Below are 12,942 nucleotides of genomic sequence, written 5' to 3' on the forward strand. Positions count from 1 at the left end.
ATACTCTAGGTAACTAGAAACCCATTTATTCACACTACTTCTTGCAGTGTTTAGACGTTTTGCAATATCGGTTCGGCTATTACCCTCATAAAATAAAGACACTGCGAGCAATCGCATGCGTTTTCGTGCGTTTGGTTCTTTTCGAGAAAGCGCTAAAAGCTGTTCAGATATGTTTGAATTCAATGTTATTAGCCGGTGATTTTATATAGCCTATATTAGATCAGATATTTAAGCGGAATGGTATAACTAATCAATCTGATTGTGTAGAGGTAACCATTGCAAGCGAAGCACACTTAAAAGAGGTCGATTCATCACATTGTCGTTTCTAATTAGAAAACACAGGCGATGTATGCGTTTATTTCACCTTGGCTAATTGTTTATTAAACGAAGTCAGCTTTTTATTGATCACAAAGCTGTTACACTTCGTAACAATTAAAACGATTCTTATTTAGGTGAAATTTTGACAATTGGCAAATTACATACATGGACTTTAATTGCCTGTATTAGTTGTGTTTCCGTCGCTGAGGCGGCTAATGTAGTTGTAGAATCAGTGTCTGTTGAAAAGTCTAAACAACAGATAAAAGCAGTGGGTAATGCAGAAGCGATTCACTCAGTCACTCTTTACCCAGCCGTTGGGGACAGAGTCACCGCTGTTTACTTTAAACCAGGTGATAACGTTGCCAAAGGTGACTTACTATTAGAGCTTGATTCACGTAGACAAAAAGCAGCGTTGATCGAAGCCGAAATTACTTTAAAAGATGCTGAGCGCACCATGAAAAGGCTTGAAGAAAGCCACGCCCGTGGTGCGGTGCCGCAAAGTGATTTAGATGATGCGAAAACGCTTTATGAGCTTGCAAAAGTCCAGTTAATGCAGGCGAAAACAGAGCGTGAAGACCGCGAAGTTCGTGCTCCGTTCAGTGGTGTTATGGGTTTAACTGACGTCGAAGTAGGCGATAGGATCACAACCCAAACAGCCATTGCCACTATCGATGATATTTCTGAGCTTTATATCAATTTTAATGCCCCAGAAGCCGCTATCTCAGTGCTTAAACAAAAATCTTCGGTCGAAGTAGTGCCTTGGTTAGGCGATAAAGCTTACACGGCTAAGGTGGCAGAGCTTGATTCGCGTATCAATGCGCAAACCCGCACACTCAGAACAAAAGCCAAACTTGACAATAATGCTCAGCAATTTATGCCGGGTATGAGCTTTCGTGTGCACATAAATATTCTAGGTGAAGAGCATGCTGTAGTACCTGAAGCAGCCATGATGTGGGGGGCAGCAGGCCCATACGTATGGAAGAGTGTCGATAAAAAAGCAACTCGCGTTGATGTTAAAATTGAGCAGCGTTTAGCAGGGCGTTTGTTAGTCTCTGGTGGATTAGAAGAGGGCGACTTATTGGTGACAGAGGGGGTTCAGCGCCTAAGACCTAATCAAGAGCTTAATTTCATCAATGAAGTGCAGCTAGCCAAGGAGTAATGATGAAACAGCAACCTATGATGGAAGACTTACCATCAATGGCGATACGTCGCCCTGTTTTAATTGTGGTACTTAACTTACTCATTATTATTGCCGGTATTGCTGCAATAGCAGGGGTTGAAGTACGTGAGCTTCCTGATGTTGATAGACCACGTATTACTGTATCAGCATCTTTCCCTGGTGGTTCACCGGAGACTGTAGATACCGAAGTAACTAGTAAACTCGAAGGGGCGGTTGCGAGGGTGAGTGGTGTAAAGTCGATTCGTGCGCAAAGTGAAGAAAACAATGCTCGTATCGTGGTTGAGTTTCGCCCTGGTGTCAATTTAGATGATGCTGCAAACGAAACACGCGAATCGGTAGCCCGTGTGCAGCGAGAATTACCCGAAGAAGTTGAACGGGTATCAATTATTAAAGCCGATAACGACGCCGAAGCGGTTGTATCGTTAACTGTATCAAGTGATAGCTTATCCCTTGAGGCGTTGACAGAGCGTGTTGATGTTGACTTAGCCCCGCAGTTTTTAACCATTCCTGGTGTTGCCGATGTTCGTTTAAATGGCGATCGCGAGCGGGTTCTTAGAGTGCGCATCGACCCACTTAAGCTAAGCAGCTTTAACCTTACGGTACCAGATATTGCCAACGTACTCCGTCAGGCTCCCTTTGATGTGCCGGCAGGTAGTTTAAAATCAAGCGATCAACAGGTGATCGTGCGTGCTGATGCAACGTCAATATCAGCAGAACAAGTAGCCGATATCATTGTACGAGACGATACCCGTATTGGCGATGTAGCAGCTGTTTATTTTGGTCCAGCTGATCCGCGTTCGTTCGTAAGGCTGAATGGTACACCTGTGATTGGCATGGAAATTATTCGTCAGGCGCAATCTAATACCATTGAAATTTCTGATGAAGTGCTAACTTTAATCGAGCGCATGAGAGTACGTTTTCCTGAAATGGAATTTACTCTAACCTCTGACGATGCGCAGTTTATCAGAAGCTCAGTTGATGAAGTTATTAACTCCTTGTTACTAACCGTGCTGTTAGTGGTGATCACACTGTGGGTGTTTATTGGCTCATGGCGCGCAACGCTGGTTCCTGCATTTGCGATACCAGTGGCATTAATTGGCTCTTTAGCACTTATTTGGGCGCTTGGTTTCTCGATTAATATTCTTACCTTGCTTGCACTCGTGTTAGCTACTGGCCTAATTGTAGATGATGCCATTGTGGTAAGTGAAAACATCCAACGTCAGCGGGGCTTAGGTCTTGGTCGCCGTGCAGCTGCAGTGGTTGGTACCCGTGAAGTATTCTTTGCTGTTGTGGCAACAACCGCCGTATTAGCTGCGGTGTTTGTGCCTATCGCTTTTTTACCATCAACAGCAGGGCGACTATTTAGAGAGTTTGGTGGGGTATTAGCTGGCGCTGTGATCATTTCAAGCTTTGTTGCGCTGTCTTTGGTACCTGCGCTGACATCAAAACTGAAATTAAAGCAGGGCGGTTTTCATCCATTTGCAAAAGTTGGCCATGTGTTAGCCGCTGTTTATAAACGTACAATACATGGTGTACTTGAACATGCATGGCTTACCTTTTTTGCGTGTTTGTTGGTCGCTGCAGGCTCTGGTGCACTGTATTTCAATTTAGATAACGAGCTATTACCAACAGAAGATCGCGGTAAAATTCGTATTTTTGCTCGTGGTCCTGATGGTGTTGGCTTGAACTTTATGGACAGGCAAGCGGTGCAAATGGAAGATATCTTACTGCCGTATGTTGAAAGTGGTGATATTGAGTCTATTTACACTGTGGTTGGGCAATGGGATCCAAATATTGTATTTATTACTGTGCCGCTAAAACATTGGGACGAACGTCATTTTAGTCAGCAAGAAATTATCAATAAAATACGTGAGCCCTTAGGGAATATTCCTGGTGCGGCTGGTTACCCTGGTGGTTCAAATAGCTTGAACTTGCGTGGTCAAGGCGGTGGTATTGAGCTTGCCTTATTGGGCCAAGACTACCTCGAGATATTTAAAGCTGCGCAAGATTTCTCTGCTGAAATAGAAAAAGCAGTGCCAGAAGTGGCCCCTGTACGTATTTCATATCAGCCGTCACAGCCACAATTACGCGTTAATATTGATAGACGTCGTGCTGAAGAGCTCGGTGTATCGCTCAGTGATATCTCTGTAACACTTCGCGCTGCAATCAATGGTGATGATATCGCCGATTTAAACATTGGTGACCAATCAATCCCGATTATGCTGCAAGCACAAAACCAAACTATCACTAACCCAAGCGACTTAGCTAACTTGTATGTTGGTGGCCGTAATGGTCAGTTAGTGCCATTAAGTAGTGTGGCAACGATTACTGAAGAAGGTGTAGCCGCTGAGCTTGAGCGCCATGCGCAGCGCCGTGCTATTGAACTGAGCATGGAAATGCCAGAGGGCGTAACTATTGCTGAGCTGGTTACAAAAATCCGTGATATATCAGAGCAATCTCTGCCTGCGGGTATCAGCTTGGCGTTTAAAGGTGAGGCATTAACCTTTGAGGAAACCGCCAATGAAGTATTAGTGACCTATGTTCTGGCCTTTTTAATTGTTCTTCTGGTATTGGCAGCGCAATTTGAAAGTGTGAATAGTGCAATCGTTGTTATGATCACTGTACCGTTTGGTATTACATCTGCAATTTTAGCGCTGTATCTAACAGGTACATCATTAAACATTTACTCGCAAATTGGTTTAGTGATGCTGATTGGTCTAATTGCTAAAAATGCCATCTTGCTGGTGGAGTTTGCCGACCAATTACGTGACCAAGGCCGCTCGGTTAGAGTGGCGGTAGAAGAGGCCGCACTAGTGCGCCTTCGCCCAATCGCGATGACACTGGTTTCAACTTTATTGGGTGCATTACCTCTTATTTTATCTACCGGCGCAGGGGCTGAAGCTCGTAACGCGATTGGTTGGGTAGTATTTGGCGGTTTAGCACTAGCGGTGTTATTTACTCTCTATTTAACGCCAGTTATTTACCTTGGTTTAGCTCGCTTTACTAAACCAAGAGGTGATGAGTCGAAACTTCTGGCTGAAGAGTTAGAAAAGGCTTAATCCAACTTAATTGGCTATTTTTTCTTTGAAAAAATAGCCAATTACCCTCACAATTAAATCAAATGTTTAAAACTAGGTACGCGTATGCAAGCCGAACACGTCGATATCGCCCAATTTCTTTCTGATCACGCTCCCTTTGATGATCTTCCTGAAGAGGCGGTAAATAAACTCGCATCACAAGTCGAAATCGCTTATTTTCGCGCAGGCACTGAAATACTAAATTATGGCGAGGATATCGCTGATTTATTTGTTATTCGAACAGGTGCTGTAGAGATATATCGTCGTGATGGTGATTTATACAACCGTTTAACTATCGGCGGCATTTTTGGGCAAATGGGCCTTCTGATGAACCGCAAAGTACGCTTTCCGGCAAAGGCACTCGAAGACACCTTAGTTTATTGCATTAATGTTGAGTTGTTTAATCAATACTGCGACGAATACGAAACATTTGCAGATTTTTTTGAAGCCGATGGTAATGTGCGCCTTCACCAAGCAATTGTTGAACAGGCAGACAGCAACGATTTAACAACCGCCAAGGTTAAGTCGCTTCTTCATCGTGATGTTGTCACTGTGGCAAAAGATGCCTCAGTGCAAATGGTTGCGCAATTAATGACGCAAGAGTCGGTATCGTCTGTGCTTGTTACTGATGCCGATAAACCAATCAGTGATGATCCTGATGATGACGACGGCCAAGTTGTTGGCATAATTACCGACCGTGACTTACGTACCAGTGTAATTGCTGAAGGGTTAAGTTACGAAGCGCCAGCCGCGCAAATAATGCAAAAAGACTTAGTATTGCTTGATAGTAACGCCTATGTGTTTGAAGCTGTACTGGCCATGCTCAGAGATAACATTCATCACCTGCCAGTGGTTGTTAAGAAAAAGCCGATTGGCGTTATTTCGTTATCGGATATTTTACGCTACGAGTCACAAAGTAGCTTATTGTTAGTGCGCGGCATTTTAGCGCAGCAATCGGTTGAAGATTTAGCTCACTATGCAAGGCAATTACCTAATGTCTTTGTACGCATGGTGAACGAAGATGCTAACTCTCACATGATTGGTACCGCAATGGCTGTAATAGGGCGTACCTTCAAACAGCGTTTACTTGATTTAGCTGAAGAAAAGTTTGGCCCACCGCCGGTTCCTTATTGCTTCATCGCTTTAGGTTCAATGGCGCGTGATGAGCAATTAATTGTGACCGACCAAGATAACGCCATTATCCTTGATAATAGTTTTAACGAGGAGTTTCATGACGAGTACTTCCAGAATTTGGCTGATTTTGTTTGTGATGGTTTAGCTGAATGTGGCTATAAGTACTGTGAAGGTGAAATTATGGCGTCATTTAAAAAGTGGCGCTTAACACGCGAGCAGTGGAAAGAGCAATTTGCGGGTTGGATGGCCGAACCTAAACCGCAGGCTTTATTACATAGCTCGATCTTTTTTGATTTAGACGGTGTTTACGGTAAAAACAAATGGGCCGATGAGCTCAAACGCTTTATCGCAACAGAAGGACGTAAGAATAAACGTTTCTTGGCAAACCTTGCTGCGAATGCGCGTAACAGAACGCCGCCTTTAGGTTTCTTTAAAGACTTTGTGTTAGAGCATAATGGCCAACACAAGCGTTCTATGAACTTAAAACGCCGCGGTACTGCGCCTTTATCTGATGTAATACGCGTGCATGCATTAGCGATAGGCAGTCGTAAACAAAATTCATTCGAGCGTTTAGAAGATATTATCGAAGCTAAACTACTTCCTGAAGGCAAAGCACAAGATTTACGAGACGCCCTAGAGTACATTGCCATGATCAGAATTAGACACCAAGCGTGGCAAATAGAAAAGCTTGATGAAGCGCCAGATAACGACTTAGAGCCTCATTTACTTTCTCCTTTTGAGCAGCGCAATCTTAAAGAGGCGTTTGCCATTTTAGATAAAGCGCAGAATTTCCTAAAATTCAGATACTCTGCTAACTCAGGGATGAAGTAATGGCAAAACAAGGCGCAAAACTTGATTGGCCGACTCGGTATCAACAGTTATTAGCACAGAGCAAACAGCCACTAATCAAAGCGTTTTATGAATCAGCTATTTGTGATTTAAACACCCCAATTAGTGATATTCCCTTAGTAGCACTTGATTTTGAAACAACCGGTCTAAATTATCAAAATGACGATATAGTCAGTGTTGGTTTAATTCCATTTAATACCAAGCGTATTTTTTGTAAAGATAGCCAACATTGGATTGTTCAACCAAGGCGCAAGCTTGCTGAAGAGTCGATTGTTATTCATGGTATAACTCACTCAGAAGTGAGCGATGCACCTGACTTTTCAACGATTATGGCGCCTTTGTTAGCAGCATTAAAAGGCAAAGTGATTGTGGTGCATTTTGCTCCCATTGAACGGCACTTTTTATATCAAGCGTTGCAAGCCCGTTTAGGCGAAGGGCTTGAATTTGCCGTTATAGACACGCTTGATCTGGAAACGCGCGCACTTAAAGCAAAGCAGGGGTTACTAGGTCGACTATTTAATTCTAAGCTGGATTCTGTGCGCTTAGCTGACTCTCGCATTCGTTATTCGTTACCAGCGTATCAAAACCACAATGCACTTAATGATGCCACAGCCACCGCAGAGCTGCTACAAGCGCAAATAGCTTACCACTACCGCCCAGATACGCCACTCAGCGAATTACTAATATAGCGCTCGTAGCACCGACTTTATGTCGGGTATTTGAATTTGAGCAAAGCTTATCAATAAAAAAAACGCCGCAAAAAATGCGGCGTTTTTTATTATTTCAAAGCGTATTTAGTGTCTTGGTTCTGTTCGTAAACCAAGGAGTAAACTCACGCACATTAATAACAATACAAAGGTAAACGGCAAGCCCGTAGATACGGCGCCGGCTTGTAAGGCCTCGATTGCTTGTGTGCCACCAATCCAAACAAGTGCAGCTGCAATCGCACCCTCGATTGTAGCCCAGAAAATACGTTGTGGCACTGGCGCGTCAACTTTACCACCAGCGGTGATTGAGTCGATTACTAATGAACCTGAGTCAGATGACGTAATAAAGAACACGAGTACTAGCACAATTGCAATGAATGAAAGCACTTGTGACATTGGCAGGGCTTCAAACATTTGGAACATAGCTAGTGGTACATCAGTTAAGCCTTTTTCACCTAGTACACCCACTTTATCAATCACTTGTTCAATAGCGATACCACCATAAATTGACATCCAGAAGATAGTCACAACAGTAGGAACTAGTAATACAGCAATTAAGAACTCACGAATTGTACGCCCTTCAGATACGCGTGCAATGAACATACCTACGAACGGTGACCATGAAATCCACCAAGCCCAGTAGAATACAGTCCAGCCATGCATCCATGTTTCATCTTCACGACCATGAGGATTACTCAGTGGAATAATGTTTTCAACATAACCCATTACTGTATTAGGAAGGTTGCCAAATGCTGCAGAAAACCCAACAAGTGCAACAAATACGAGTAATACAAAAGCGATAAGCATGTTTACGTTACTAAGCAGTTTTACACCGCCGTCGATACCGCGAACAACAGAAATAACAGCTAGTAACGTCACACCAATAATAACGCCTATTTCTAAGCCAATTCCGCTATCAGTACCAAATACGTGATTAATACCAGCAGCGGCTTGTTGTGCGCCTAAACCAAGAGATGTTGCAAGGCCAAATAGAGTGGCAAGTACAGCTAGAATATCAATAAGGTGGCCAGGCCAGCCCCACGCTTTGTCACCTAAAATTGGGTAAAAAATTGAACGAATAGATAACGGCAAACCTTTGTTATAGCAAAAGAATGCGAGTGAAAGCGAAACAACCGCGTAAATTGCCCAAGGGTGTAAACCCCAGTGGAACATAGTTGCACCCATTGCAAGTTTAGCGGCTTCTGGCGTGTTTGCTTCAACACCAAGTGGTGTTTCGTACCAACCTGTAAAGTAGGCGACAGGTTCTGCGACGCCCCAAAACATTAAGCCGATACCCATACCTGCAGCAAATAACATTGCAAGCCAAGAAATACGTGAATGAGTTGGACGTGCTTCTTTACCACCAAGGCGGATATTACCGTATGGTGAAACAATTAACGCTAAGCAAAACAATACGAATAAGTTTGCTGACCACATAAAAAAGCCATCAAAATTATTAATAATGTCGTTTTTAATTCCATTCAGAGTTGTTTTTGCTGTTTCAGCATCTGAAATAAGTGTTGCCACTAAGAATAGGGCAATTAATCCAGCACTAATGCCAAATACAGGGTTGTGCACATCAAAACCCCATTTTTGTACATTGTCCTGTCCGACAGTGTAGTCGGTATTGTCGATACTGTACTTGTCATGATGTTCGCTCATGAATACCTCTTGTTGTGATTATATTTAGCAGAGAGCTAAACGGCCGGTTGGCACAAGCTTGGTTATTACTATTTTTACGTATCAAACCCAAAAATAGTTTGTAGACTAATTAAATTTGTACCAAAGTTTAGTCTTTAGTGTAGGAGCTCGAAAAAAAATGTAAATGGTTTTGTCCCTAAACAGCCGAATAAATGCAGTTTTTTACGCTTTTTGTTGGAATTGTGAACAAATTAGGCAGCGAAGGGAATAATTTGATGACAGTATTATTTCAAAGCAAATTATTTCAATTGAGAGGAAAGTGCTGCAAACACAGGGCTTGCAGCACAAAGTTACTACTTTTTGTAAGCGTCGTTATGAACGCCAGCAGCACGACCTGAAGGGTCAGCATTGTTTTGGAATGATGCATCCCAAGCGAGTGCTTCAGGAGTAGAACAAGCAACAGATTTGCCATGCGGAACACATTTTGCGGCGGCATCGCCAGGGAAGTGCTCTTCGAAAATACTACGATAGAAATACGCTTCTTTAGAATCAGGCGTATTGATCGGGTATTTGTATTTTGCATTAGCAAGGTCTTGATCGCTAACTTGTTCGTTCACATACTCTTTTAACGTATCAATCCAGTTATAGCCTACGCCATCAGAGAACTGTTCTTTTTGGCGCCAAAGCACGTCGTCTGGCAGGTAGCCGTCGAACGCTTCACGAATAATGTGTTTTTCGATTTTACCGTCTTTACACATTTTCGCTTCAGGGTTGATACGCATTGCTACGTCTACAAATTCTTTATCTAAAAATGGCACACGCGCTTCAACGCCCCATGCAGCCATTGATTTATTCGCACGCAAGCAATCGAACATGTGTAGTTTAGAGACTTTACGGTTAAGCTCTTCATGGAACTCTTGGGCATTTGGTGCTTTGTGGAAATAAAGGTAACCACCAAATAGCTCATCAGCTCCTTCGCCCGACAACACCATTTTAATACCCATGGCTTTAATTTGGCGCGCCATTAAGTACATCGGCGTTGAGGCACGAATAGTTGTTACGTCGTAGGTCTCGATGTGATAAATCACTTCACGTAGGGCATCAATACCTTCTTGAATAGTAAAGTGAATAGGGTGGTGAACCGTACCAATCATATCAGCTACTTTTTGCGCAGCTGCTAAATCGGGTGAACCTTCAAGACCCACAGAGAATGAATGCAGTTTTGGCCACCATGCATCAGACTCGTCATTATCTTCGATACGTTTTGCAGCAAAACGTTGTGTGATAGCTGAAATTACCGATGAATCTAAACCGCCAGATAAAAGTACGCCATAAGGTACATCACACATTAATTGACGTTTAACAGCAGCTTCTAAGCCCTCTTTAACATCGCTCGCTTTAGCTTCGTTGTCTTTTACTGCGTCATAGCTTTGCCAATCGCGGCTGTAATACTTACGAAGTTGACCATCTTTGCTCCACAAGAAATGACCCGGAGGGAATTCTTCAATATGTTTACAAATTGGCGATAATGCTTTTAATTCTGAGGCAACATAAAAGTTACCATGTTCATCATGACCTGTATAAAGCGGAATAATACCGATATGGTCACGACCAATTAAGTAGGCATCTTGCACTTCGTCGTATAAACAAAACGCGAAAATACCATTTAAATCGTCTAAAAACTCAGGGCCTTTTTGCTTATATAAAGCCAAAATAACTTCACAGTCTGACTGAGTTTGAAAAGTGAAATCAGTTTCTAAGCTGGCAGCGAGCTCTTTGTGGTTATAAATTTCACCGTTAACAGCAAGGATATTTGTTCGCTCAGGGTTGTACAAAGGCTGTGCACCACTCGATACGCCAACAATCGCTAGACGTTCGTGCACTAAAATAGCTTTATCTGATGAATACACGCCAGACCAGTCTGGCCCGCGGTGCCTTAATAGTTTTGACATCTCAATTGCTTGGCTACGCAATTGAGCGGGATCAGATTTAATATCTAATACCCCAAAAATTGAACACATAGTGACTCCTCATTCCAAATATGTGCGCAGTTAACAGAATTTATATAACTGCGAATGTTTGTTTTAACAGAAATAATTACCTAAGTCACACAGGTTTTTTAATTAATTGAGAATAAAATATGCACCTGCGCTAACCTATTTGCACCAGTATGGGGTAAGTGGTTAAAGGGTGAGCGGTTTAAATGCTTGATTTGTTCAAATTGGATGATAACGAGTCTGGAATAAAGGCTTTTGTTACTAAATTTTCTGCACAGCTTTGGTGCAAAGGAATGTATAGGGTTTTTACCTTTTTAAATGTATAGACAAGCTTTAAAACAATGCGAGCAAAGACTTTCTTTGCTCGCTTTTTAAACACCAATAAATTAACGCTATTTATTAATATAGTTTAGTGCTATCGCAAGTTGATTTAAGTGCGCAGTGAGTTTTTCTTGTGCTGCATGGGCTTCTTTAAGTGTAACAAACTTAAAGTGAAGGAAATCACCGGGTTTTAATTGTGCAAAGTGACGAAGATCGGCTTCGATCACGGTACCGAGCAAAGGGTAACCACCCGTTGTTTGCGCATCGTTTAATAGCACTATGGGTTCACCATTTGGCGGAAGCTGAATACAGCCAGGAGCGACAGCCATAGAGGGTAATGAAACATCATGGCTGATATCACACTCATCACTTAATAGCCGTGTGCCCATGCGGTTACTATTAGGCGATACATGCCAAGAATGATTTATAAAGTTAACGATGGTGTCTTTTGGTAACAGTGCTGCATGTGGTGCAGCATGAATACGAATTTGTGTACTTTTAGGTGGTAGCATAGCGCCTAAGCCAATTTTGGTATTGTACCTTGGCGTTATATCAAAACTATCGCCAGCCTGTAGTGCTTGACCGGTCAAGCCACCAAAACCTGCTAATATATCTGTTGAGTAAGAATCTAAAATTGGCTCAGGTAAATGCCACTCGCCGCCAATCGCAAGGTAACTTCTAAAACCATGACGCGCCGCATTAAACTTTAATACATCGCCTTTTTTTATGTAAAAGCTCCAGCCTGGTTCAACAGCATTGCCATTCACTGTGGCTTTCATGTCTGTGCCGTGAAGTGCAATGTAGTAATCGTTATCGAACTTAATTTCGGCAAGACCCAAAGTGATTTCAATAACGGGGTTGTTGTCGTCGTTGCCAACTAAACGGTTTGTAATAACTTGAGCATAAGGGTCAATGCACCCTGATTGTCCAATGCCTAAATGGCGAGATCCTGTGCGGCCTTGATCTTGTATAGACATTTGCATACCAGGTTTGATGATAGTGATCATTTTAACACCTCCTGAATAACAAACTCTAAAGTATCACCGGGTTCGATAGCACAAGGCGAGGCTGCATTGATATCAAATAGACGAAAATCTGTATGACCAATAATTTGCCAGCCTCCAGGGGAGCTTTCAGGGTAAATACCGGTTTGATTGCCGCCAATAGCAACAGATCCTTTTGGAACAGAGAGCCTTGGTTCAGCATGTCGAGGTGTGAAAAGTTGTGGATTTAAACCATCTAAATAAGCAAAACCGGGTTTAAAGCCTAAAAAAAGCACGTGGTATTTGGCACTGCTGTGCATTTGAGCAACATCATCAACAGACAGATTATGATGTTTAGCAACATGTGCTATATCAGGCCCATATTCACCACCATAACGAGTCGCAAGTTTATGATGACGTGAGTTAAAGTCAGTAGCTTTAAGTTCGTGCCATTGTTCAAGTAATCGTGGCAGCCAACCAGCAAGTTGAGCGGGCTCTTTCAGGTAAAGTGTTAAATTATTATTGGCAGGGACTACATCAACAAAGTCATCACTGCTTTGGCAATATTGTGCTAATGCCCATATTTTCTTTTGCGTAGTGAGTATGTCGCTTGCTGTTTCATAGGCATCAAAAAAGATGCTATGCGTAGTGAGCGCCATAATTTTAGGTGTACTTTTGGTTGTCGTCATTGCGTATCAATCTTATTATTATCCCTTAATGCTTATTAGCATATAG

Annotated in this window: 9 protein-coding genes; 4 read left to right on the top strand and 5 right to left on the bottom strand. The window is 42.6% G+C overall.

Translation table 11 applies throughout. The features are described 5' to 3' along the window. A partial coding sequence (locus AOG27_RS21980; protein WP_161804357.1) for a helix-turn-helix domain-containing protein occupies positions 1-117 on the bottom strand: 117 nt, incomplete at its 3' end. Positions 118-460: 343 nt separating this feature from the next. Here AOG27_RS21980 and AOG27_RS14780 point away from each other — a divergent pair. The 4 genes from AOG27_RS14780 to AOG27_RS14795 all read left to right on the top strand — a co-directional run bounded on the left by AOG27_RS14780 (position 461) and on the right by AOG27_RS14795 (position 7,247). After that, a complete protein-coding gene (locus AOG27_RS14780) occupies positions 461-1,477 on the top strand; it encodes an efflux RND transporter periplasmic adaptor subunit (RefSeq protein ID WP_082389290.1) in 1,017 nt (338 codons plus the stop codon). Positions 1,478-1,479: 2 nt separating this feature from the next. Then, the gene (locus tag AOG27_RS14785; RefSeq protein WP_082389291.1) at positions 1,480-4,557 is read left to right on the top strand and encodes an efflux RND transporter permease subunit; all 3,078 of its coding nucleotides are present in this window, start codon (positions 1,480-1,482) and stop codon (positions 4,555-4,557) included. Between the two features lie 84 nt (positions 4,558-4,641). Next, positions 4,642-6,540: a DUF294 nucleotidyltransferase-like domain-containing protein gene (locus tag AOG27_RS14790; protein ID WP_054553777.1), complete on the top strand. Its 1,899-nt coding sequence runs from the start codon at positions 4,642-4,644 to the stop codon at positions 6,538-6,540. Next, positions 6,540-7,247, top strand: a complete 708-nt coding sequence (locus AOG27_RS14795; RefSeq protein WP_054553778.1) for a 3'-5' exonuclease — start codon at positions 6,540-6,542, stop codon at positions 7,245-7,247. Before AOG27_RS14790 ends, AOG27_RS14795 begins: the two co-directional genes overlap by 1 nt. Positions 7,248-7,352: 105 nt before the next feature. On the opposite strand, the gene AOG27_RS14800 is transcribed toward AOG27_RS14795, so the two are convergent. The 4 genes from AOG27_RS14800 to pxpB all read right to left on the bottom strand — a co-directional run bounded on the left by AOG27_RS14800 (position 7,353) and on the right by pxpB (position 12,896). Further along, on the bottom strand, positions 7,353-8,927 hold the full coding sequence (locus AOG27_RS14800; protein WP_054553779.1) for a BCCT family transporter: 1,575 nt from the start codon (positions 8,925-8,927) through the stop codon (positions 7,353-7,355). Positions 8,928-9,259: 332 nt separating this feature from the next. Beyond that, the gene (gene asnB, locus AOG27_RS14805) at positions 9,260-10,927 is read right to left on the bottom strand and encodes an asparagine synthase B (RefSeq protein WP_054553780.1); all 1,668 of its coding nucleotides are present in this window, start codon (positions 10,925-10,927) and stop codon (positions 9,260-9,262) included. Between the two features lie 368 nt (positions 10,928-11,295). Next, positions 11,296-12,231, bottom strand: coding sequence for a biotin-dependent carboxyltransferase family protein (locus tag AOG27_RS14810; protein WP_054553781.1), 936 nt, complete (start codon positions 12,229-12,231; stop codon positions 11,296-11,298). Then, entirely contained in the window at positions 12,228-12,896 is a 669-nt protein-coding gene (pxpB, locus tag AOG27_RS14815; RefSeq protein ID WP_054553782.1) for a 5-oxoprolinase subunit PxpB, read from the bottom strand. The genes AOG27_RS14810 and pxpB overlap by 4 nt, the downstream gene beginning before the upstream one ends. Positions 12,897-12,942: the final 46 nt, after the last annotated feature.

The organism is Pseudoalteromonas lipolytica (assembly GCF_001306915.1).
Lineage (GTDB): Bacteria > Pseudomonadota > Gammaproteobacteria > Enterobacterales > Alteromonadaceae > Pseudoalteromonas > Pseudoalteromonas simplex.